Below are 24,082 nucleotides of genomic sequence, written 5' to 3' on the forward strand. Positions count from 1 at the left end.
TTACTTACTGGTTTTCCTTTCTTTTTGAATTTATGTTATTATCTCAAATTTAAGCCTTTCCAGATCATTTAAGAATATATCCACAAATCTAAGGTATCCACAAATCTAAGGTGAAAAGGAGGTGTCCCGACGTTTCAGTCGGGACGGAGGATTTCGGGTAGAGATTTTATATTTTTTGCTTTATTTCTTCCCTTTAAACTCATTCCCACAGCTTTTACAATAGTAGTATGTGGTATTTGAAAACGGAAAGGTCGCCAGTGCTACACTCAGCAATCCCAGAAAGAATCCTTTAATGCCTTTTGTGTTGCCGAATCCGGATTCGATTTTGTTGGAATTGCAGTTGGGGCAACGTAAGACAGTTCCTGACTCATCGGTAAAAGGAGTATTATGGATTTCTCTGTAAATTTGCAGGGCTTTTTCTTTATCCGCTTCACAGACTTTTACTTTTATACCACCTACAAACTGGTTATAGTGTGGACCCAGATTTGAGGTGTTTTCATCAAATACATGACACTCAATTCCTTCACTTTCAAGTTTCGATTGTAGCAGGTGTGCATGAAATGAGTCATTAAAAACTTCCAGTGTAACCAGTTCGTTGGGATTTTTCATGGGTGTTGATTTTAAGTATTAATTACATTTCGCCGTTCCACTCCTTGTAAAACCTGCCAAGATATGTTTCCATAAACCGGTGGCGTTCTTCAGCTATGGTCTTGCCGGTTTTAGTGTTCATCAGATCTTTCAGATGTAGCAGTTTGTCATAAAAATGCTGTATGGTTGGTGCTTCTGATTTGGTATATCCATCGTATGTGTCGGCATCAGGCTGGTTATAATCCGGGTCATAGATTAACCGGTTCTTAAACCCTCCGTAATTAAATGTTCGGGCAATACCAATAGCCCCTATAGCATCAAGACGGTCGGCATCCATCACCACAGCCAGCTCCGGGGTAAGTTCTGATTTTTTATTCAGGTTTTTCCGGAATGAAATATGTTCAATGATGTAGAGTACCTCTTGGATTATATCCGGATCAACTTTTTGGCGGGCAAGAAAATCACCTGCCAATTTTCCGGCAAGTTTTTCATCTCCTCCGTTTAGTTTAGCATCTGAAATATCATGTAAAAGTGCGCCAAGAAGAACAACAGTTTTATTGCAATATTCCTTTTCTGCAATAGATTCAGCAGTTTTATATACCCTGTAAGTGTGCCACCAGTCGTGACCTGATTCATTTCCCGACAGTTCCTGTTTTACAAAGGCAATGGTCGCTTTAATCAGATTGCTATTCATTCACAGTGCGGTAGGTTACTCCGATAAATTTCATGGGTGCATTAAATTCAAATATCAGTTTATCCGTTTCCATCAAAACCGGAAAGAAAAAACTTTGTCCTCCAAATGTGGTTTTATAACTGTGTTTTATGCCTGTTTTAGCCATCTGTGGTGTGTAGATATATACTGTTTTATCCTTTACGCTTTCAAAGCCGGCTTCCAGCATAAGCTTTTTTTCGGCTGGTAATTCAACTGTAACTTTGTCTCCGGGTTTAACCGTCTGAGGAAAAGATATATTGGTAACATCATATGTTCTGGAAATCGGTTTCGGGATATATGTGGTTGAAACATCCTTTTCGTTGAATATTTTACCTTCTTCTGGCTCCTGCCATTTTTCAGGTGAAAACTTTTTTGCTTCAAATCCTGCCTGATGCCAGTTTCCCACAAGATTTTTTTGTGCATCGAATGCGAATGTGATATAGGTTTTACCTCCAACCGATTCAGTAGTATAATTATTGGCTTTTTGACGGTAGCATTCAAATTCCTTATTGCTGTAAACTAAAATGTCGTTGTTTATTTTCAACGATATTGCCATCTTGTTATTTCCAAAATCATGGGGCGAATCCGGCGATAGGCATACAGTCAATGCGTTTTCCCCTTCAACAAGAAATTTGCGAATATCGGTCACAAACACGTGTGGATCGTCGACAGAGGCACTTGGGTCTCCATCATAAATCACAAAATAGTTGTTGACCCAAAGTTGTAATCTGCCGGTTGCAGCAATTTTTAGTGGTGCCGATTGGACCGAGTCCTTAAGTTTGAACTCGGTTTTAAAATAATAATCCGTCAATACGGTATCTTCTGTTGCCGGATAACCTATCCAGTATGGTACTTCTTCCTTTGCAGCTTTTGCAAAAGGTGTTGCAAGGATAAAAAGAAGCAGAATAAATTTGTACATCGTAAGGTTTTGTTTCGTTTGGGATTAACGTCTGAGTTCAAAATTTTCTCCAAGGTACACCTTGCGTACCATTTCGTCGTTTGCCAGGTCTTCTGCTGAACCGGATTTTAAAATTCGTCCTTCGAAAAGCAGATAGGCTCTGTCGGTAATGGAGAGTGTTTCATGAACGTTATGGTCAGTAATTAAGATTCCAATATTTTTATCTTTCAATTTCGATACAATGGTCTGAATATCTTCAACAGCAATCGGATCTACGCCGGCAAACGGTTCGTCCAGCAAAATAAATTTCGGACTGATAGCTAGGGCCCGCGCTATTTCAGTTCGTCTTCTTTCACCCCCGGAAAGTCTGTCTCCGGTGTTTTTACGAATATGACCCAGCCCGAATTCGTCTATCAGCTCTTCCATTCTTGCTTTTTGATCAGGCTTTGGGATTTTAGTCATCTCCAGCACAGAAAGAATATTATCTTCAACTGTCATTTTGCGGAATACAGAGGCTTCCTGGGCAAGGTATCCCAACCCTTTTTGGGCTCTTTTGTACACCGGCAGTTTTGTAATCTCTTCGTCATTCAGAAAAATTCTTCCATGGTTTGGTGTTATTAATCCTACGGTCATATAGAATGTGGTTGTTTTTCCGGCACCATTTGGTCCCAGTAGGCCCACAATTTCACCTTGCTGAACATCAATGGAAACCTTATTGACAACGGTTCTGTTCTTGTAGATTTTTACCAGATCTTCGGTTCTTAGAATCATCCTATCGTAGTCACTCATAGAGAAAACAATTTTATCGCTGTTTTAAAATCTGTACGAATATAAGCAAAATTACCAAGGCGCATGGATACTTTATGTTGTATGCTTGAGCTGAGCTCTGTTATAAATTCTTAAATATTAGTTTAACAGGAAACTGAAGTCATCTTCTGTAGATAATTCCAAAGGTTCTTTCCCGAATTTAAAAATTCTGCATGTTTTAGGTCCTTTTAAAATGATGCTACCATTAGTAACCAAAAACATAGTGCTTTCACGTAGTCCGGCAACCCAGATTTCGGGGTGCAATACTGTAAATTCATTGATGCGTTGTTCTCTTGTTTCACCGGCATGGCCATCCGGGTTGGCATCCATGTAATGCGGGTTGATCTGAAAAGGAACTAGATTAAGCGTTTTAAAGGATTTTGGCTCAGTAACCGGCATGTCGTTGGTAGTCATTAGTGTGGGGCATGTGATGTTTGATCCGGCACTCCAACCTACATATTTTACGCCTGAAACAACTCTTTCGCGGATAACTTCCATCAGATTTTGGTTATACAACTCTGCCACCAATTGAAATGTATTTCCGCCACCTACCATAATAGCGTCAGCGTCTTTTATTGCTTTTACCTGATCCGGAAATGTATGTATTCCCGTTACTTTTAATCCCGCTTTACTAAGGCTTTCGTTTACTTTCTCTGTGTAAGTGTTATACGAAAACCCAACAGCAGCAAAAGGAATGAATACGATTTTGCTACTCTGGTCAAGAAACTTTCTGATCTCTTCTCTGGGATATTCCAGGTATGCTTCTCCGGCATTGGTTGAATTGCTGATTAATAAAAGTTGCATGCGCTTATTTTTGTACAAAAATACAATTTATAAAAGGCATAGAAAATATCTGTCAATTTAAACCGGGTCAATTTGAAAGGTTGTGACGTGAAATTTTAGTCGTGGGTCGTTAATCGTGGAACGTGAAAGAGAGAAAAATTAATAACCCCGGGTAAATGAACAAAGTGAATGCCATCCGTAATCAATGAAGAATTATGAATAAACCTTCCTGATATAGGTCAACCCAATAAAAAGTATTAACGTGTGATTTCAAACTAAGCCTTGCATTCCCGAAAATTTGCAATTTTAATTACATTTAACTTAGGAGGATCCTCGTAAAATATCAAATCTCTGATTTGTATTTTACTGGATCTGGTTCTTTAATGTTGTGTCTAAAAAACAAGACCGCACGTTTAAACGATGTAGCGAAATACTATTTTTATATACAAAAAGAAAGCGGAACGAAACGTCCCGCTTTCAAAATATTTTAACAGATGTTTATCTGATTTTTGATCCTTTGGTTGCAAAGAAGATCAGGTAAGCATAATAAATGAAAATTGCGCTGACTGCTGCAATAACTGTTCCTGTAGCTGTCTGAATACCACCCATGATAGGCATCAGAATAGCTGCACCAATAACAGATGTAGCAATTACACCTGACGCAACATCTGAATGAGGTCCCAAATCTTCAAGTGCCAAACTGTAAATCACTGGCCACATGATGGAGTGGAAGAGACCTGTTCCAAGGAATAACCACATGCTGATGTTTCCAGACATAGCAATACTTCCGCCAAGCAATGCTGCGCCACCTAAAGCACAAATAGAGAGGATCAGGTTTGGTTTGAATTTGTTCAGTACGAAGATACCGATCAAACGGCCAACCATTAAACCACCCCAGTAGAATTTCAACATATCAGTTGTTGAAGTCTCAATGACAGCACCTTTTTTAGCAGCAAAGTCTGCAAAGAAACTTGGGATACCAATCTCAATACCCATGTAAACAAAAATAGCTAATGAGCCAAGCCAAACGTGCGTATATTTAAATGCACTTGATTTATAACTTCCTGTTTTTCCTTCTTCTTCTTCTTTCTCTTTAATGTTTGGAAGTTTAAGGAATAACATAATGATAAGTATTACGGCTGTGGCAATACCAATACCGGTAAATGGACCAGCCACAATATCTTTAATTGCAGAATTATCCAATGTTTCACCCGGAGCAAGTTCCGGAGTAACAAGTAGTATGGAAACAAAAATAGGTGCAATAACGGTCGCAACTGAGTTTAATGCATTGGTTAAGGTTAATCGGCTTGCGGAGCTCTTGGCCGGACCTAAAGCAACAACGTAAGGCGCTGCTGCAACCTGAAGGATCACAACACCAATTGCAAAAATTGATACAGCGCTTAGAAAGCCATAATATCCAAATCCAACACCAGGAATACTGGCAAAGAATCCAATGGCGATAAGTCCTAATCCGGTAAAAATTGAAAAGCGGTAGCCTATCTTGTTAATCAGGAAGCCAACCGGAATAGAAAGGATATAAGCACCATAGAAAAAAGTGTTTGGCAGCTGTTTTTGTACATCATTCAGTCCGAACGCACTTTTAAGGAACTCAATAGTAGAGTTATTCATAGTTGTAATAAATCCGAACAGGAAAAACAACGATGCCATTACGATCAATGGAAAAAGATACTTGTTTTTTTCGTTTGTCATTGTTAAACTTATTAAGGTTAAATATTATTTAGTATAAAATTTATATACACATGAATGCAGATAAGTTTCACCCGGCCTAAGGATGACCGAAGGAAAGTTTGACTTATTGGGTGAATCAGGAAAGTGTTGTGTCTCAAGGCACAAGGCATGACGTTCGCCATATGTATGACCATGTTTTCCGGTTCCCTGCTCATCTGTCCAGTTAGCAGAGTAAAACTGAACACCAGGTTGTGTAGTGTAAACTTTCATTCCTCTTCCGGAATCCTTTTCATAATAGTCGGCAGCCAGTCCCGATTCATTTTCTTTTTTGTCGATGACCCAGTTATGATCATATCCCTTACCAAATTTCAGTTGCTCATCATCCTCGTTTATGCGTGATCCGATTACTTTAAACGAGGTGAAATCCATAGGTGTCCCTTTTACAGGTTTTATTTCACCAGTCGGAATAGATACATCGTCCATTGGAGTAAAATGCGATGCGTTGATCATCAGTTCATGTCCTTCAATGCTTCCATTGCCTTCGCCGGCAAGGTTAAAGTAGGAGTGACCGGCAATGTTTATTGGAGTAGCCTGATCAGTTGTGGCTTCGTAATCCAGTTTCAATTCATTGTTATCTGTCAGCGTGTATGTGACTGAAAATTCAACATTGCCCGGATATCCCATTTTACCGTCAGGATCGGAATAACTCATTTTTACAGAAGAACCATTGTTTAGTTCTTTAACAGGCTCACAGTCAAAAACCTTCATGCTGTATCCTTCGGGTCCGCCATGAAGACTGTTTGGTCCATTGTTGATTGGAAGCTGGTACGATTTTCCGTCCAATGTAAATCTCCCTTTGGAGATACGGTTCGCGTAGCGTCCGCAAATGGCACCAAAGTATTCATGCCCCTTAAAATAACCATCAATGGAGTCATAACCTAAAACCACGTCTGCAAATTCACCATTCCTGTCAGGTGCATAGATGCTTACAATTTTGCCTCCAAAGTTGCTTACCTGAACAACCATGCCATTTTTATTCTTCAATGTAATTAATCGGGTTTCTTTATCTTCCCACGTTCCTTTGAATAAAGATTCTTCCAGTATTTTCATAATAATTTATTGTAGTTTTCCAAATATTTTGAGAGTACCTGCAAATGTAGCAACTAATATTAATTGTACAAGGGCATTTTTCTATTCTGCAACATGTTTGCTAAAAGAAATCTGGAGCTATTTTGGTTGTTTTCAAAGTATTAATTTTATTTGCTCCAAATTGGAATCAAAATAAATTGCAACTTTATATTGTAGTTCGATATTTAAGTGTTACTTTTACACTTTTAATCTTGCAACATTAACGTATTAATTAACTAATGCAATAACTATTATGGCAACTTTAGATTGGATTGTTATTGGTCTTTTTGGCCTTGCTCTGGCCGGAATCATTGTTTGGGTTTTCCGTCAGAAGCAAACTAGTTCAGGCGATTACTTTCTGGCAGGTCGTGATGCAACATGGATTGCGATCGGTGCTTCGATTTTCGCCTCAAACATTGGTTCAGAACACTTGATTGGTTTGGCCGGTGCAGGAGCATCCAGCGGGATGGCGATGGCACACTGGGAAATTCAGGGTTGGATGATCCTTATTCTTGGATGGGTATTTGTACCGTTCTATTCACGTAGTATGGTAACTACCATGCCTGAATTCCTTGAAAAGCGATATAACAAGGAGTCCCGTTCTATCTTATCACTTATTTCACTTATCAGTTACGTGTTGACTAAAGTTGCTGTAACTGTTTATGCCGGTGGTATTGTATTCAAAAACGTTTTTGGAATTGAATCACTCTGGGGAATTGACTTTTTCTGGATATCGGCCATTGGTTTGGTGCTGCTGACAGCTATTTATACTGTTATCGGTGGTATGAAATCGGTGCTGTATACATCAGTTTTGCAAACACCAATCCTGCTACTGGGATCTGTAATTATTTTGGTACTGGGACTTAAAGCTGTTGGAGGCTGGGAGGAAGTGATTCGGATTACAAGAGCAGTTCCTGTAAATGATTACGGAGATTCAATGGCGAACCTGATAAGGAGTAACCGCGACGAAAGCTTTCCATGGCTTGGGGTGTTGATAGGTTCTTCTGTTATTGGTTTCTGGTATTGGTGTACTGACCAGTTTATTGTTCAGCGTGTACTTTCGGGTAAGGATGAAAAAGAATCAAGACGTGGTACCATCTTTGGTGCGTATCTTAAATTAACACCGGTATTCCTGTTTATGATTCCTGGTATGATTGCATTTGCACTGGCACAGAAAGGTGTGGTGATCAATGGTAAAGTATTTGAACTGACAACTGCTGATGCAGCTTTCCCAACATTGGTAGCAACCCTGTTGCCGGCTGGTGTCAAGGGACTTGTTGTTTCGGGTATCCTCGCGGCATTAATGAGTTCACTGGCATCATTGTTTAACTCATCTTCCATGCTGTTTACCATAGACTTCTATAAAAAATTCAAGCCGACGGCTACAGAAAAGAAACTGTTGCAGGTTGGAAGAATAGCTACGGTTGTGGTAGTTGTTTTAGGAATTTTGTGGATACCGATTATGCGCTCTATAGGTAATGTATTATACACCTACCTGCAGGATGTTCAGTCAGTTCTGGCTCCTGGTATTGCAGCTGCTTTCCTTTTGGGTATTCTTTCTACTAAGCCTACGCCTAAGGGTGGTATGTGGGGTATGATCGCAGGATTTATTATCGGTGTTATACGTTTAGGAGCTAAAGTTCTATATTCATCCCTGGCGAAAGCGGACGGATTTACGGATGTAAAATTATGGGCTGCTGAACATGGTGTTCACAATTGGTTCTACGGATTATTTTACGATGTTAACTGGTTATTCTTCAGTGGTGGTATGCTTATTTTCAGTATGCTTGTTATTCTGGTGGTAAGTGCATTTACAAAACCTGCTCCTGCAGAACAAATTGCTGGTCTGACCTTTTCTTCTGTTACAGCAGAACAGAAGGCTGCGACACGTGCAAGCTGGAATCAGTGGGATATAATTAACTCTGCTATTATAGTTGGTATCACAGTAGCATTCTATATTTATTTCTGGTAAAATCGTAATAAATGGTAGAATTTTACAGAAAGGAACATCAGTTTATTCTGGCAGTTGACTGTATTATTTTCGGATTCGATGATGAAGGACTGAAACTGCTTTTACTTCAACGAACTTTTGAACCGGCCAAAGGACAGTGGTCATTGATGGGCGGTTTTATTAAGGAGGACGAAAGTGCAGATGGTGCTGCTGCCAGAGTACTGAATGAACTTACTGGTTTAACCGATGTATATCTTGATCAACTACAGGTTTTTAGTGAACCGGAAAGGGATCCTGGTGCACGTGTAATATCACTGGCATATTCTGCTTTAATCAATATTGAATCATACGATAAGGAATTGGTTAAAAGTCATAATGCCCACTGGGTGAAGCTGGATGAGTTGCCGGAATTGATTTTCGACCATTATAAAATGGTCGATAAAGCTCTAAAACGGTTAAGAAGAAAAGCCGCCAGTCAACCGATAGGTTTTAATCTGCTTCCGGAGAAGTTTACATTAACGCAGTTACAGCGTCTATACGAAGCAATATATCAGCGAGAAATGGATAAACGGAATTTCAGGAAAAAAATATTATCGATGGGTGTTCTTGAAAAGCTGGAAGAGAAAGACAAGATTTCTTCAAAAAGAGGTGCTTTCCTGTACCGTTTTAACGAGGAGAAATATAATGATCTGTCGGATGAAAGTTTTTCGTTCGGTGTGCCGGTTTAATCTGTATAACTTTTTACCTCATTATAGAAAATTATTCGGATAATAAAATCAGTTTTTATGTTAGATAATTTAAAAGAGATAGTTTTTAAAGCCAATATCGATTTGGTGAAGCATGGTTTGGTAATCTTTACCTGGGGAAATGTTAGTGCTATTGACAGGGAATCAGGTTTAGTTGTGATCAAGCCGAGTGGGGTGGATTACGAAGTGATGAAAGCCTCTGATATGGTAGTTGTTGATCTTGACGGAAATGTAAGAGAGGGAAATTTAAAACCATCTTCTGACCTTGCTACGCACATTGAACTGTATAAAGCTTTTCCTAATATTGGTGGTGTGGTTCACACGCATTCCACTTACGCTACGTCGTGGGCTCAGGCCGGTGTTGGTATTCCAAATATAGGCACAACACATGCCGATTATTTTTCGGATGAGATACCTTGTACCCGCCAGATGACTGAAGAAGAAGTGTTTGGAGAAAAGGGTTATGAACTTGAAACGGGAACAGTGATTATTGACACATTCAAGGATAAAAATCCGGATGAGATACCTGGTGTTTTGGTTCAGAACCACGGGCCGTTTGCATGGGGAAAAGATGCCGATAATGCCGTTCACAATGCGGTTGTTATGGAACAGGTTGCCAAAATGGCTTCCATTGCTTACGGTGTGAACCCAAATTTGAAAATGAACCCGCTGCTTATTAAAAAACATTATGAACGTAAGCATGGACCAAATGCTTATTATGGTCAGAAATAATTAAACTCAATTTATATCATGTCAGAAAAGAAATATGTAATCGGTCTGGATTACGGTAGCGATTCTGCCCGTTCCATTATTGTTGATGTGGAAACAGGGAAGGAAATGGCTACAGCCGTAAAATATTATCCCCGCTGGATGGATGGCAAATACTGTGTGCCGCATAAGGATCAGTATCGTCAGCATCCGCTTGATTATATCGAAGTGCTGGAATACACGGTTAAGGAAGCGCTTGCACAATGTCCGCCCGATGTGGCAGAGAACGTTGTGGGTATGGCATTCGATACCACAGGCAGTACGCCGGTATTAACCAACGCTGAAGGTACACCACTTGCACTTACTCCTGAATTTGCTGAAAATCCAAATGCGATGTTTGTGCTTTGGAAAGATCATACAGCCGTAAAAGAGGCTGCACAGATTAATGAGTTGGCTGCAAAATGGGAGGTTGATTATACCCAATACGAAGGTGGTGTTTATTCATCAGAATGGGTGTGGGCAAAAATTCTTCATGTATTACGTGATGATGAAGTTGTGCGTAATGCATCTTATTCATGGATTGAGCATTGTGACTGGTTACCTGCATTAATTACAGGAAACACAAAACCAGAAGAAATTAAACGAAGCCGTTGTGCTGCAGGACATAAGGCAATGTGGCATGAAGAGTGGGGTGGACTTCCAAGTGAAAAATTCTTAACAACTCTTGATCCTCTTCTGGCTGGTTACCGTGACAGGCTATTTGAAAAAACTTATACAAGCGACGAAGTTGTTGGTACGTTGACTGAGGAATGGGCCAAACGTCTTGGTTTGAGTACTAAGGTAAAAGTTGGTGTTGGTGCATTTGATGCGCACATGGGCGCTGTTGGCGGTGAAGTAACGCCAAAAACACTGGTACGAATCATGGGTACTTCAACCTGTGATATCATGGTGGCTGATTACGATGAAGTAGATAAGAAACTTATTCCGGGTATCTGTGGTCAGGTGGACGGATCTGTTATTCCAATGACAGTTGGTCTGGAAGCCGGTCAAAGCGCCTTTGGAGATGTGTACGCCTGGTTCAAGCGTTTGATCACCTGGCCATTGTCATTTCTTGATGATAAGGAACTTGCTGCACAGCTTGAAGATAAAATAATTCCGAAACTTTCGGAGGAAGCTGCCAAAATGGAAATTGGTGAAACTGCTTTGCTGGCAACAGACTGGATGAACGGTCGACGTACTCCGGATGCCAACCAGCTGGTAAAGGGTACTATTACAGGGATCAACCTTGGTAGTACAGCACCGATGATTTTCCGTGCATTGGTTGAAGCCACAGCGTTTGGTTCAAAAGCCATCGTTGACCGTTTTGTGGAAAATGGTGTGGAAATTGACCAGATCATAGCGCTTGGTGGAGTGGCTAAAAAATCAAAATTTGTGATGCAGACTTTAGCGGACGTACTGAATATGCCGATTAAGGTTCACTCTTCAGATCAGACCTGTGCTTTTGGTGCTGCCATGTTTGCTGCCGTAAATGCCGGTGAATTTAAAACTGTGACCGAAGCTCAGAAAGTGTTGGGTCAGGGTTTTGAAACATCTTATACGCCAAACGAGGAGAATCATAAAAAGTATCTGCCCATTTACGAGAACTATCTTAAACTGGGTGCATGGACAGAAAAAGAACTTTTTAACCCTGAAAATTCATAAATTTTCTTCGATAACGCAATACCAGCAAATTTGAGTTCGCTTAGCTCCTCACATTTGGGTATTTGCTATCGGGGTTTCCCGCTTGTCTCGGCTCAATGCTAACGCACATTCATGAAATGCATTTCATTATTTCATGAATAAAGCGGGTTAATAAGTAATTCTTTATACCCCTGTATATATTTAGGGCGGCCATTTGGTTGCCCTTTTTTTGTGCCTGATGTGGAAAGTCATTTTTATATTTCACGCGTTCTGCTATTTTTAGAGAAAAATTATAAAATTATGACACTCGATAAATTTATGGAAAACAAAGATGAATTACTAAGCGACCTTTTCGACCTGTTAAGAATTCCTTCCATTAGCGCTGATCCAAAGCACAAACCTTATATGGAACGCATGGCAGAACTTTGGAAGGAAAAACTGCTGGGCATCGGCATGGATGAAGCAACAGTTTATGCTACCGATGGAAATCCTGTGACGTTTGCAAAAAAGATAATTGATCCGAAACTGCCTACCGTTATGATTTATGCCCACATGGATGTGATGCCGGTTGATCCGCTGGATTTATGGCATACTGATCCGTTTGAACCAGTGGTAAAAGATGGCAGGATCTGGGCGCGTGGTGCAGACGATGACAAAGGACAATCATACATTCATTTTAAGGCCGTTGAGTACCTCCTAAAAAACAACCTGCTGAATTGCAATGTTAAATTCATTATTGAAGGTGAAGAGGAAGTTGGTTCACAGTCATTGCCTGCTTTTATTGATGCTCATAAGGATTTACTGGAGGCAGATATTATTCTGGTTTCAGATACCAGCATGATCAATCCGACAACGCCTGCCATCACAAGCGGCTTGCGCGGGTTGGCTTACTGGCAGATAGAGGTTACCGGTCCATCGCGTGATTTGCATTCCGGTTTGTTTGGTGGTGCAGTAGCCAATCCTGCGAATATTCTGTGTGAAATGATTGCTGATATGTTCGATGAAAATCGTCAGATCACTATTCCCGGATTCTACGATGATGTGCTGGAAGTTTCAGATTATGAACGCGAACTGATTAATAAAACACCTATAGTTGAAGAGGAGTACAAAAAGAGTTTGAACGTAAAAGCACTTTTGGGCGAAAAAGGATATTCCATTCCCGAACGGACGGGTATTCGTCCTACTTTTGATGTGTGCGGTATCTGGGCTGGATTTACAGGAGAAGGTGCAAAAACTGTGATTCCATCAAAAGCTTATGCCAAAGTTTCTTCGCGCATTGTTCCTGACCAGGATCCTGATAAGATTGCCGATATGCTGGTGGAACATCTGAATACTATTGCACCGGATTATGTTACCATTAAGGTAGAGAAGATGCATGGCGGTAGGCCATATGTTTGTCCGATTGATATTCCGGCTTACAAGGCGGCAGAGAAAGCCTGCGAAGCTGTGTTTGGAAAAACTCCGGTGTCTCTGAAAAGCGGCGGCAGTATTCCTATTATTTCAACGTTTGAAGAAAAGCTAGGACTGAAATCAGTTTTGCTTGGATTTGGTCTGGAGTCAGATGCTATTCATTCACCCAATGAGAACTTCCCCGTTGAGAATATTGTAAACGGTATAAAAACCAGTGTGAAATTCTTCGAGTATTTTAGCGAAATGGCTTGAGGTTCTTTTGTGCAGTAAGTTTTACAATACGATTATAATGGGGCGTTAGCCCTGATATAAGGTTACGAAAATACAAAATTTCAGTTGCATTAAATACTGAAGACCATGCCATCCTCAACAGCAGTGGTGTTGGGAAATATTTCCAATGCCTCTGCCAATACTTCGTCCGGTTCTTTGTAACGGGCAGAGAAATGCCCGATAATTAATTTGCCGGCATCGGCGAGTTTAGCCAGTTGTGCTGCCTGTGCCGAAGTGGAATGGTGAGTGCCGGAAGCCAGCAGCTCTTCCTGGCTGGCAAAGGTTGCTTCATGATAAAGCAAATCCATATTTTTAAGGATATCTGCATTTTCAGGGACAAATTTCGTGTCCGAGCAGTATGCGTAACTTCTGGGTTTATCCGGTTCTATGGTGAGCGATGTATTGGCTATTACAGATCCGTCTTCCAGTACCAGATCCTGACCATCCTTGATTTCTTTAATCTGTTTGATTGACAGACCATAAAAATCGATCATATCTTTTTTAATATTCCGTTCGCCGGGTTTTTCCCTGAAAAGGTAACCACAGGTCGGAACCCTGTGTTGCAAAGGTACAGTCCATACTTCCAGTGACCGGTCATCATAAACCACAGCGTGTTTTTTCGGATCAACACGATGAAAGATAATTTTAAAGGGCAGCTGGTGTGAAAAATGTTCAATAAATGGACGTAGTACTGCTTCGAGTTCATCAGGAGAATAGATGTGAAGATCATTGGTCCGGTTGAGCAGGCCAAAGGTGGACAGCAAGCCGGGCAGACCAAAAATATGATCGCCGTGGAGATGTGAGATGAAAATATGATTGAGCCTTGAAAATTTAAGATGCTGTTTACGCATCTGTATCTGGGCGCCTTCACCACAATCTATCATAAACAGTTTTTCCCTGAAATTGACTGCCTGGCACGACGGAAACCGTCTTGCAGTAGGCAATGCAGAATTACTTCCCAGAATATGCACATCAAAATTCATCTTCCCACTTTTTTGTAAATGTAAAAAAAAATAATTGTAGGAGGGTATTATAGATAGTGACTGTAGTAGCGGAGCAGTAAAAACAAAAGATTCATGCTATTAATAAATGTATGGAGTTAATGTTTTAAAAAAGGACTAAAGTCCTGCTTCGAAAATGATTAATTAAGAGGCTGTCCCAAAAGACAAACGAAAATATTTTGAACTTATAAATTGTAAGCAATCTTTATTTTACCCCTCCAAACCTCTCCGTCAGCTGACGGAAGGCTTTAAGTCCCCTTCAGGGGATTTAGGGGTAATTTTGTTAAAACTACTTACAATCCGTAAGGAAAGAAAATTCTGTTATCACTTTTTGGACAGCCTCTTAATGGATGATAAATTTGATTGGGTTTTAACCCATGATTTAAAATTTTAAACGAATAGCAATGACTTTCAATAATTTATATTGTGGATCAAATTCATTTGTGGTATGCTTAGTCCTTTGCTTTCTGGGAGTGAATATAATTGTAATCCTTCATGACGGTAATCAGGAATTCAACAGGTTTTAAGTCTGTTTGGACCTCCATTTTTTTTATGATCGCATCTTTTGTTTTTAAGGCAAAAAGCTGTGAGTCATGATTCTGGTTGGTTTTTCTTAAAAACTGAATCACATCATTCACTGTCCTGATATCTTCTTCGGACAACATTTCCACTTCAGGAAATTTCATCGTATAGTTTTCAGGAAGATTTAAAAACATGGAGCCTCGTACTTTTTTTTGTTTTGTACGAAGCAGAATGGTCTTACCTACAATGTCACCCAGCCTTTGATTTTTTTTTGTTCCTACAATAAATAAAGTGGCTATTGAACCAAATAATAACATGACATCAATCAGCCGGAATACCCATCGGATGAAAATGCTGACAAACGAAGCTGATGTTCCTTCCTCGCTGTAAACCCGGATATTCATAACGCTTTTACCCGGACTCTGGCCATTCATAAACTGTTCAAAAACAAGATGGTAAAACAAAACCGGTATCGAAAAGATCATTAAGACCGTTTGTTCTTTCGCTAATCCGGTAATGACCATGGTCACAAAATAATAGGCTCCCATAATGGCATAATCAATAAGGTTGGCAATGATTCGTTCGCCGATACTGGCCAAAGGTTGCTCTATGCTGATGTTTTGTGATGTGTTAATGGTAAATTGTTCCATAAAATTTGTATTCAGGTATAAATAGTTTCATTTTTTTTCTATCTTTCGTATCCGTTAGCCTGTTTATAATTAAGGTTCATGAGTTAAAACATAAATTAATCACCGATACTTTAAGTCCGTTATATATTCCTTATTGTATCCGGATTTTTTGAAGGTTATTTCAAAAAATGAACAGATGAAAGAAATAGATTTTCTGCATAAAAATATTAAAAAATGGAAAGAATTCGAATCTCTGCTTGAAGATAAAGAAAATTCGAATCCCGACAGGCTGTTTAATCTGTATATTTCTCTGACTGATGATCTGGCTTATGCAAAAACCTATTATCCTGGTGGAGAGGCATATTATTACCTGAATCAATTAACGCAGAAAGTTCACGGATTAATTTATCAGAATAAGCCGATTGAGCGGAAAAGTATCGGAAGGTTCTTGGCTTATGAACTACCACTTGTTTTTCATAGCCTGCGTAAGGAGTTTTATGTAGCACTGGCAATATTCATTGTTTCTGTGCTGGTTGGCATACTTTCAACGGCATATAAGCCTGAATTTGTAAAGACTATATTAGGGGACAGGTATGTGAATATGACCATGGAAAATATCAGAAGCGGTGATCCTATGGGTGTCTACAAGAGTGCAAATGAATTACCCATGTTCCTGGGAATTACAATCAATAATATCCGGGTTGCGTTTTTTGCTTTCGTGTTAGGGATATTCACGTCGTTTGGAACAGGTTATATGTTGTTTACAAATGGCGTGATGTTGGGTACATTTCAGACTTTTATGATTCAGAATGGTGTGGTTCTGGATTCATTTGCAACCATTTGGATTCATGGCACGATTGAAATATTTTCTATCATCGTTGCAGGTGCTGCCGGTATTGCCATTGGAAACAGTTTTATTTTCCCGGGAACATACAGCCGTGTTTATGCATTGAAACAAGCGGCCATTAAGGGAGCTAAACTGGCCATCGGACTGGTACCTTTTTTTATTGTTGCCGGTTTTCTGGAAGGATTCATGACACGACATACTGAAGTTCCTTACTGGATCAGGTTTACTATTATCGGCTTGTCGCTGGTATGGATTATTTTTTACTTTTTTATATATCCACGACTATTAATCCGCAAAACATATAACTATGCAACCCAATGAAATAAATTTTAAACAGGAAAGAGATTTCGGTGATTTGTTTAATGCAACATTTGCGTTTATCGGTGCCGAATTTAAACGGTTAGGGACGGCGATACTTTATTTTGCTGTGCCACTTTTATTAATTGCAGCCATTATAGGCGTATTTGTCGGTTTGCGGCAACAGGAAGCTGTTCGATCCATCCAGACCGGTGCCGCGAACTATAATAATCCCCTGGAAATTTATCGTGATTTTTTTTCAATCTATACCTTTTTGAATTATTTTATCATTTTGGCTGCCACCAATATCCTTACCTGTACCATAATGGGATATATCAAACTTTACGTTGATAAGGGGAAGGATAATTTTGTTTTGTCAGAAGTATGGAAGGAAGTTACACGATACTTTTTCCCTGTATTAGGAGCCACTTTTCTTTCGGCTATCATTATATCCATAGGAATTATATTCTGTATTATTCCCGGTATATACTTAGGGGTCTCTCTGAGCTTGTTTATTCCGTTAATTGTTCTGGAAGGTGCTTCATTTGGCGATGCCTTTAACCGGAGTTTTAAACTTGTGAAGCCAAAATTCTGGATGACTCTGGGTGCATTAATCGTTATAATTGTGATTGTCTATATCATCTCTATGATATTATCAATCCCGGCAATGATTATGGGTATGAAACCATTATTTTCTTCTTTACAGGAAGGACGTGATTTTAATTTTGATTTTGGTATATCGTTCTATATAATCAATGGAATATCATCACTGTTAACATATATTATTTCATCCATACCAACCGTATTGGTGGCCTTCCTGTATTATAGTCTGGTTGAAACATACGAGAAACCATCATTAATTGATAAGATTGGTCAGATATCTGCTGATGAGTAAAAAGCTCTTTTGTATATTTTTTGTTTTATGGTCTGTTTTGCCGGTTTCGGCTGCAGATACACCATTTTATACTGTTGATTCCGCACGAATTGATTCTGCTATGATCCAGGTGAGGGATGTTGATACTGCTGCATTAAATATTTACAGGCAGGATTCTGACTTTAATTACGGTCAGGGATATCAGAATAAAACCATTTCTTTTTGGGGCAGATTATTGCAGTGGATTTGGGAAAAACTGGGTCATATAAAAGGATTTTACAAGGGAATGACGATTGCCGTAAAAACTTTTTTCTGGTTGTTGGTTATAGCCATCCTTGTTTTCGCAGTGACCAAAATTCGGTTTCAACGCTTTTTTTATACTAAAGAAGAAAAGGAGGTTAAGGATTATATTATTGATGATGCAGATGAGGCAATTGAAGATCTTGATGCTGCCATTGCTGCCGAGGTAGAGAATAAAAACTTCAGGAAAGCGATACGATACCAGTTTATAAATGTATTGCGCAAGCTTGATGGTTTAGGGGTAATAAATTATTCCCGCGATAAAACAAACCGGGATTACCTGAATGAGATCCGTAAGAAGACGGATTCTGCAACGGAATTTACGGGCTTAGTCAATATTTACAACGCAGTGTGGTATGGCCATTTCAACATAGATGAAACAGATTATAACCGGTTGAGCAAATCGTTTACTAACTTTAATTTGTTGACGAATGCGTAAATCAAATCTGAAATACCTGTTTATCTCTGTCGGATTATTCATTATTCTGATCCTTTTTCAGCATTATGCTCCCAAACCGGTTGACTGGCGCATGTCTTTCGACCGAAATCACAAGGCACCTTACGGGTGTTATGTGCTTAACCAGCTATATCCTGAGCTGTTTCAGGATTCGGTTATCTATAATAATGAAGTATTTATTCATAATCCGCTACTGGATACAATGAATACAGAAAAGCATAATTTGATTGTAATTACCGATAATTTTAATCCTGAAGAAGCCGAGGTGGAGGAGTTATTGGGTTTTGTAAGATCAGGCAATTCTGTCTTCCTGTCTTTTAACAGTTTTGCATATGACTTAATGAACGAACTGAAAATGTACGTTCGCCGCCGTGCAATTGACACCGCTTATCTAAAGTCTGCAACGGATACCCTCAATTTTTATTCGCCTTCACTGAAAAAAGATTCCGGTTATATTTTCAGCAACAGACTGATGACGAATTTTTTGGTGTCTGAGGATTCCTGCAAGGCATATATGCTGGGATACGACCGGAAAGGTCATGTGAATTTTGCCCGGTTCAGTTTGGGAAAAGGGGAGTTATATATCCATACTCAACCCCTTGTTTTTACAAACATTAATCTGCTTTATAGTGATCCTGAATATGCTGCTGCAGCTCTGTCTTATTTGCCGGATCAACCTACAATTGTGGACCGATTTTACAAACCGTTTAGGATAGAAAATGAGGCACCAACTTCATTTTTGTTGTCACAAGCTCCGTTGCGGATTGCGTTTTACATTGTTGTTCTGATCCTTGTTATTTACCTGGTGTTTGGGTCACGGCGTAAACAGCGGATTATACCTGTTATAGAGCCTCTTAAAAACACATCGCTGGAATTCATTAAAACAGTGGGACGACTGTATTATAAAAACGAAAACCATGCGACCATTGCGCATAAAATTTCGACTTATTTTAAAGAATTTCTGAGGGAAAAATATTACATCAGTGATGTGGCAGAGACCGCTGAAAATATTGATCTGATCGCAAAAAAAACAGGAGTGAATAAAATGCTGGTTAAAACAGTTATTCACAAGGTGAACTATTTTCAGGATCAGCCGAAAGTATCCGGTCCGGGACTGATGGCCTATAATAAGGATATTGAAGAATTTTATAAAACATGCTTATAATATAAATGCTATGGATGAAGAAAAAAACTTTGAAGAACGCATAGGATTAAAGCCTTTACAGGAAAAAGTACAGGCACTGAAACAGGAAATCGGGAAGGTTCTGGTTGGCAAGGAAAATATTGTGGATTTGATTATCGTGGCTATTCTGGCCGATGGACATATTTTGTTGGAAGGTGTTCCCGGAATCGCCAAGACCATGATTGCAAAGCTTATGGCCAAACTGATATCGGTAGGTTACTCGCGTATTCAGTTTACGCCCGATCTGATGCCTTCGGATGTTACCGGCACCACCATTTTTAATTCGGCTACGTCTAAATTTGAGTTCAACGAAGGACCGGTTTTTTCAAATATGGTTCTGATAGATGAGATAAACCGCGCTCCCGCAAAAACGCAGGCATCGTTGTTTGAGGTGATGGAAGAGCGTCAGGTGACAGTTGACGGAAAAACGTATAAAATGAAATCGCCGTTTGTGGTTATCGCTACGCAAAATCCGCTGGAGCACGAAGGAACATATCGCCTGCCTGAAGCTCAACTGGATAGGTTTATGTTTAAAATTCTGGTTGATTACCCTACGGCTGATGAGGAATTTTTGATTTTGCAGAATATGCATAACCGGAAAGGAGAACCGGAACTGAAAAATGTAAAGGCTGTATTGTCCTCGAAAGATCTGACAACTTTCCGCAATCAGGTTCAGGAGGTGCAGGTTGACGATAACCTGATGAAATACATCGCAGAAATTGTCATTAAAACAAGAAATCATCCTTCCTTGTATCTTGGAGCTTCGCCGCGTGCATCCATCCATGCTATGAATGCGGCCAAAGCCTTTGCTGCCATTAACGGACGGGATTATGTGATTCCTGAAGATGTAAAGGCTGTGTTTGAACCCATTCTGTTGCACCGGATTTATCTGACTCCTGAAAAAGAACTGGAAGGCGTGTTTGAAGATAAGGTGGTAAAAGATATCATTAAAACGGTTGAAGTTCCCCGATAGTGAAAGGATTTAAAGAAATACATATTGCCAACCGCTTTTACCTTTCGCTGAGTGTTATTGCTGCTCTCTTTACCATCGGTTTTTTTCTTGATCCGGTTTACCTGATCGCAAAAATCCTGCTGGGTGTTTTTGTGCTGTTTCTGTTCAGTGATGCCATATTGCTCTTCTTCGCAAAAAAGTATAGCGTCTTGCTGACCCGTGAAATTCCTGACAGACTTTCAAATGGCGATGAAAACCGCATAGAATTGTATGTTCAGAATCGGCATCCTTATCCGTTGAACCTGCAGATATTCGATGAGGTTCCTGCACAGTTTCAGCTTAGAAACTTTAAAATGGAATTAAAACTAAATGCATTCGACGAAAAAAGATTGCACTATACCCTGGTTCCGAAGGAAAGGGGTGAGTATATTTTCGGGGTAACGAATGTATTGTACGCCACACAAATAGGTTTGCTGATCCGGCATAGGAAATTTGGGAATAAGGAAACACCGGTTCCGGTTTATCCATCGTTCCTGAAAATGCGAAAATATGAACTTCTGGCTATTTCTAACCGCTTATCAGAAGTAGGCGTAAAACGAGTAAGGCGGATCGGATCACACACGGAATTTGACCAGATTAAGGATTATGTAAAGGGCGATAATTACCGTACCATAAACTGGCGTGCCACTGCTAAGCGTGGTAAGTTGATGGTGAATCAATACCAGGACGAACGCTCACAAAATGTATATAATGTGATTGATATGGGGCGGACCATGCAGATGCCCTTTAACGGGATGTCGTTGCTGGATTATGCGATTAATGCTTCTTTGATTCTGTCGAATACTGCTGTGCAAAAACATGATAAGGCTGGCTTGATAACTTTTAACAAGACTATTGAATCCTTTCTGAGTGCCGAACGAAAACATGAAACACTGACAAAGATACTGGATCGGTTATATAAACAGGAAACCGGCTTTTTTGAATCCGATTTCGCAGTGCTGACCGCCGGAATAAAACGAAAAATTTCGCATCGCAGTCTACTTATTTTATATACCAATTTTGAGACTATCACATCCCTGGAACGTTATATCTCTTATTTGAGGATTCTCGCTAAAAGTCATGTGATCATCGTGGTGATTTTTGAAAATGAGGAGATCGAAAAACTGAGTCATGAACAGGTCTCGAACATGGAAGAACTTTACATCAGAACGATTGCAGAAAAACATATGTACGATAAAAAACTGATCGTAAAGGAGCTGCTGAAGAACGGAATTTATTCCGTGCTGACCAAACCGGAAAACCTGACCGCAGGTCTTATCAATAAATACCTTGAACTTAAAGATACAGGACGGTTTTAATAGTTCAATACGAATATCTGAGGGATAGATGAGTTTATACTTAAGAAATCTTTTATGATGATTAAAGTTGTCCTCCTTATTAAGAGGAGGTGTCCCTAAATTATATCATAATTAAATCGGGACGGAGGATTTTATGCATGGGTTATCTTTTCATTTTAAATCTCCCGATCCTGACCTTTGGGTCAGGACCACCCTCTTTTTCAAAGAGGGACACTTTATGCAGGCTCTTCAAGAGGACATTGGAAAAATTTCAGGAATAATGTAAAACAAATCAAGGCCGCATGTTTAAACGGATTAGTGAAATACTAATAATACCGATATCTAATACCATCCAAAATGCAATCCAATCCTGATAACATAAATAGCAACTAAACCTGCAAGCAAAGCCACGAGGGTAAACCTGCTGAGTTTCGAAAAAATTGATTTATGAGTGAATATCGCCAGTAAATCGAATACCACATATACCGGTAAAAAAATAATATTAAAGTTGAAGCTTATGGCCGAGGCTACTCTTAACCTTGTAAGCTCATGTGCAGCTCTGCTCATGCCACACAACGGGCATTCAATATGTAGCAGACTTCGGTGAATACACAAAGAATACGATTCGTCAAAAAAGAAATGTTCAGGAATAAATGCAGCTGCAAGAACAGTTAAACTGAGAATGACATATTTGATGATCTGGTTGGTATTCAAAATGAAACTATTTGGAGTACAAAGTACAGTTTTTTTTCATTTTATAGAATTGGATTGTTCAAAGTATAAAATTTGAAATCGCAACGGGTTAGATTTTTCTAAAAAATTATATATTTGCACCGCAAAACATTTCATGTGGAATTAGCTTCCCGATATTCCTGATGGTCATCGGGACAGGCAACTTCGCCAATTCAAAGGAATTATCAGGTTGCAGAAATATTTTGGGGAATTAGCTCAGTTGGCTAGAGTGCTTGACTGGCAGTCAAGAGGTCACGGGTTCGACTCCCGTATTCTCCACAAAAGCTCTCAAATTGGGAGCTTTTTTATTTTATGGAACAATCTTTTATGGAATTCTCTTATTTGCATAACGGTTCGCAATATCCTACAGTATTATGTGTATGCCCCTTTCTATACTATTACATTCATTTGTATTTAAGGATAATAAAAAGAGAATTAGTTATTTAAAGGAAGAATAAATAATGATATAACTGATCTTGTGTATTGCTTTTCTAAAATTAATTAACTAGTTTTAACATATTGATTTTTTGGAAACGTAGTTGTTTTAATATTGATAATGCTTGCATGATAAAGTTAAAGTTTAACATGTATTAATTATTAATATTATTGGATTTATGGCGAAGGAGATTATCAGAATTATAGTTTTTAGTCTTGTTTCGAGTTTTCTAATTTTTGCGAGTAAAAACTCCTACATTATAAATGTATTAATATCCAAGAATATATTATCTGCTAATGTGAAAATTGAAAATATCCAAGCGATTTTTTTCCTTATTGGAATTACGTGGGCAGGACTATGGTTACCTTTTGAGCATATTATAATTAAGAGACTCCATAGAAGTAAAAAAGAATTGTACGTTGAATTAGTGAGCTACAATAAAGCAAATTATCTTAAACTATTAAAAGAAAAGACAAATCAACATAGTGCAGAATTTTTAACACGAATTTTTAAACCAAAGCATGGTTTAATTGGTTTATGGAATAGATATTTAAAAGGAAAAATATCTTTGCATTTATGTGAGATTAAAGGAATATCTGACCCTTTTCATCATAAAACCTTACATTTTAGTGTTTATAAGAATAAAGTTGAAGGTATGGTCGGTAAATCATATATAGACAAAGCACTATGTGTTGATTTTGATTTGGAAAATAACGATTATCATTTAACTGAATCTCAAAAAACTAAAATAGGCAATTTAGGGTTTTGCTCAACTATTCCTATTTTTAATAAAGTCCAGTCGAAAGTTATTGCAGTTTTATCGATTGATTGTTCCGAAAAACTCTCCTTTAATGAATCTCAAAAGAGGGAATGGGAGTCTCATATGACATATTATGCCGCATTTATAGATAAACATATTAAATTGTAAGTCATGGCTAAGAGATTAAAAAGAAATACAACGGTTGTTAAGCTTAGTAAGAGAAAAATAAATAAAATTGAAAGGGAATTCACTAGGAAAATTGAGGAAACTAGAGATGCTTATTTAGAAGTAGAGCTACAAAAATATCAGAATATAAGAGTTATATATGACTGAGATATAATATAAGTTTGATAGTAATGAAAGCCACTTTTCGTAATTATTTTAA

Annotated in this window: 23 protein-coding genes and 1 tRNA gene; 14 read left to right on the forward strand and 10 right to left on the reverse strand. The window is 38.9% G+C overall.

Annotated features, from left to right (window positions below):
- Positions 1 to 180: 180 nt before the first annotated feature.
- From ACE01N_RS15975 to ACE01N_RS16005, 7 genes are all read right to left on the reverse strand, one after another.
- Positions 181 to 609 carry a putative signal transducing protein gene (locus ACE01N_RS15975; protein ID WP_380591177.1) on the reverse strand — a complete coding sequence of 143 codons (429 nt, stop codon included), beginning with the start codon at positions 607 to 609 and terminating at the stop codon, positions 181 to 183.
- A gap of 22 nt (positions 610 to 631) precedes the next feature.
- Positions 632 to 1,282 carry an HD domain-containing protein gene (locus ACE01N_RS15980; protein WP_380591179.1) on the reverse strand — a complete coding sequence of 217 codons (651 nt, stop codon included), beginning with the start codon at positions 1,280 to 1,282 and terminating at the stop codon, positions 632 to 634.
- A complete protein-coding gene (locus tag ACE01N_RS15985; protein ID WP_380591182.1) occupies positions 1,275 to 2,219 on the reverse strand; it encodes a hypothetical protein in 945 nt (314 codons plus the stop codon). The genes ACE01N_RS15980 and ACE01N_RS15985 overlap by 8 nt, the downstream gene beginning before the upstream one ends.
- A gap of 24 nt (positions 2,220 to 2,243) precedes the next feature.
- A complete protein-coding gene (lptB, locus tag ACE01N_RS15990; protein WP_375728714.1) occupies positions 2,244 to 2,987 on the reverse strand; it encodes an LPS export ABC transporter ATP-binding protein in 744 nt (247 codons plus the stop codon).
- A 117-nt stretch (positions 2,988 to 3,104) separates the two neighbouring features.
- Positions 3,105 to 3,809, reverse strand: coding sequence for a dipeptidase PepE (gene pepE / locus ACE01N_RS15995; protein WP_380591187.1), 705 nt, complete (start codon positions 3,807 to 3,809; stop codon positions 3,105 to 3,107).
- Between the two features lie 477 nt (positions 3,810 to 4,286).
- A complete protein-coding gene (gene gluP / locus ACE01N_RS16000) occupies positions 4,287 to 5,498 on the reverse strand; it encodes a glucose/galactose MFS transporter (protein ID WP_380591190.1) in 1,212 nt (403 codons plus the stop codon).
- Between the two features lie 24 nt (positions 5,499 to 5,522).
- Positions 5,523 to 6,587 carry an aldose epimerase family protein gene (locus ACE01N_RS16005; RefSeq protein ID WP_380591193.1) on the reverse strand — a complete coding sequence of 355 codons (1,065 nt, stop codon included), beginning with the start codon at positions 6,585 to 6,587 and terminating at the stop codon, positions 5,523 to 5,525.
- Between the two features lie 271 nt (positions 6,588 to 6,858).
- Here ACE01N_RS16005 and ACE01N_RS16010 point away from each other — a divergent pair, with 271 nt between their 5' ends.
- The 5 genes from ACE01N_RS16010 to ACE01N_RS16030 all read left to right on the forward strand — a co-directional run bounded on the left by ACE01N_RS16010 (position 6,859) and on the right by ACE01N_RS16030 (position 13,352).
- On the forward strand, positions 6,859 to 8,577 hold the full coding sequence (locus tag ACE01N_RS16010) for a sodium:solute symporter (protein WP_375728710.1): 1,719 nt from the start codon (positions 6,859 to 6,861) through the stop codon (positions 8,575 to 8,577).
- Between the two features lie 11 nt (positions 8,578 to 8,588).
- A complete protein-coding gene (locus tag ACE01N_RS16015; RefSeq protein ID WP_380591196.1) occupies positions 8,589 to 9,284 on the forward strand; it encodes an NUDIX hydrolase in 696 nt (231 codons plus the stop codon).
- A gap of 57 nt (positions 9,285 to 9,341) precedes the next feature.
- A complete protein-coding gene (locus ACE01N_RS16020; protein ID WP_375728708.1) occupies positions 9,342 to 10,034 on the forward strand; it encodes an L-ribulose-5-phosphate 4-epimerase in 693 nt (230 codons plus the stop codon).
- An 18-nt stretch (positions 10,035 to 10,052) separates the two neighbouring features.
- Complete coding sequence (locus ACE01N_RS16025) at positions 10,053 to 11,711, forward strand: ribulokinase (protein WP_380591200.1); 1,659 nt, start codon at positions 10,053 to 10,055, stop codon at positions 11,709 to 11,711.
- Between the two features lie 279 nt (positions 11,712 to 11,990).
- A complete protein-coding gene (locus ACE01N_RS16030; protein WP_380591203.1) occupies positions 11,991 to 13,352 on the forward strand; it encodes a dipeptidase in 1,362 nt (453 codons plus the stop codon).
- An 89-nt stretch (positions 13,353 to 13,441) separates the two neighbouring features.
- On the opposite strand, the gene ACE01N_RS16035 is transcribed toward ACE01N_RS16030, so the two are convergent.
- Together ACE01N_RS16035 and ACE01N_RS16040 are read right to left on the reverse strand one after the other, a co-directional pair.
- Complete coding sequence (locus ACE01N_RS16035) at positions 13,442 to 14,353, reverse strand: ribonuclease Z (RefSeq protein ID WP_380591206.1); 912 nt, start codon at positions 14,351 to 14,353, stop codon at positions 13,442 to 13,444.
- A gap of 470 nt (positions 14,354 to 14,823) precedes the next feature.
- A complete protein-coding gene (locus tag ACE01N_RS16040; RefSeq protein ID WP_380591209.1) occupies positions 14,824 to 15,543 on the reverse strand; it encodes an RDD family protein in 720 nt (239 codons plus the stop codon).
- 175 nt (positions 15,544 to 15,718) lie between these two features.
- On the opposite strand from ACE01N_RS16040, the gene ACE01N_RS16045 reads away from it, so the two are divergent.
- The 6 genes from ACE01N_RS16045 to ACE01N_RS16070 are packed head-to-tail and all read left to right on the forward strand — an operon-like array spanning position 15,719 to position 21,790.
- Positions 15,719 to 16,690 (forward strand): stage II sporulation protein M, encoded by a 972-nt coding sequence (locus ACE01N_RS16045; protein WP_375728703.1) that lies wholly within the window; start codon positions 15,719 to 15,721, stop codon positions 16,688 to 16,690.
- Complete coding sequence (locus ACE01N_RS16050; RefSeq protein WP_375728702.1) at positions 16,677 to 17,561, forward strand: DUF7847 domain-containing protein; 885 nt, start codon at positions 16,677 to 16,679, stop codon at positions 17,559 to 17,561. The genes ACE01N_RS16045 and ACE01N_RS16050 overlap by 14 nt, the downstream gene beginning before the upstream one ends.
- Entirely contained in the window at positions 17,554 to 18,279 is a 726-nt protein-coding gene (locus ACE01N_RS16055) for a DUF4129 domain-containing protein (protein ID WP_380591214.1), read from the forward strand. Before ACE01N_RS16050 ends, ACE01N_RS16055 begins: the two co-directional genes overlap by 8 nt.
- A complete protein-coding gene (locus ACE01N_RS16060) occupies positions 18,272 to 19,462 on the forward strand; it encodes a DUF4350 domain-containing protein (protein WP_380591217.1) in 1,191 nt (396 codons plus the stop codon). Before ACE01N_RS16055 ends, ACE01N_RS16060 begins: the two co-directional genes overlap by 8 nt.
- Positions 19,463 to 19,472: 10 nt before the next feature.
- Positions 19,473 to 20,453: an AAA family ATPase gene (locus ACE01N_RS16065; protein ID WP_375728699.1), complete on the forward strand. Its 981-nt coding sequence runs from the start codon at positions 19,473 to 19,475 to the stop codon at positions 20,451 to 20,453.
- Positions 20,453 to 21,790 (forward strand): DUF58 domain-containing protein, encoded by a 1,338-nt coding sequence (locus ACE01N_RS16070; RefSeq protein ID WP_380591220.1) that lies wholly within the window; start codon positions 20,453 to 20,455, stop codon positions 21,788 to 21,790. Before ACE01N_RS16065 ends, ACE01N_RS16070 begins: the two co-directional genes overlap by 1 nt.
- 321 nt (positions 21,791 to 22,111) lie before the next feature.
- Here ACE01N_RS16070 and ACE01N_RS16075 read toward each other — a convergent pair whose 3' ends face one another.
- Positions 22,112 to 22,483, reverse strand: coding sequence for a DUF2752 domain-containing protein (locus tag ACE01N_RS16075; RefSeq protein WP_380591223.1), 372 nt, complete (start codon positions 22,481 to 22,483; stop codon positions 22,112 to 22,114).
- Between the two features lie 223 nt (positions 22,484 to 22,706).
- Between ACE01N_RS16075 and ACE01N_RS16080 the strand changes: the two genes are divergently transcribed.
- The 3 genes from ACE01N_RS16080 (at position 22,707) to ACE01N_RS16090 (ending at position 24,030) form a co-directional block, all read left to right on the forward strand.
- Positions 22,707 to 22,780: transfer RNA gene (locus tag ACE01N_RS16080), tRNA-Ala, on the forward strand.
- Positions 22,781 to 23,115: 335 nt separating this feature from the next.
- A complete protein-coding gene (locus ACE01N_RS16085) occupies positions 23,116 to 23,865 on the forward strand; it encodes a hypothetical protein (protein ID WP_380591226.1) in 750 nt (249 codons plus the stop codon).
- Between the two features lie 3 nt (positions 23,866 to 23,868).
- Positions 23,869 to 24,030: a hypothetical protein gene (locus ACE01N_RS16090; protein ID WP_380591229.1), complete on the forward strand. Its 162-nt coding sequence runs from the start codon at positions 23,869 to 23,871 to the stop codon at positions 24,028 to 24,030.
- Positions 24,031 to 24,082 lie beyond the last annotated feature (52 nt).

The organism is Quyinboa ferrireducens (genome assembly GCF_042436675.1).
Taxonomy (GTDB): Bacteria; Bacteroidota; Bacteroidia; order Bacteroidales; family UBA5342; genus JBHJHP01.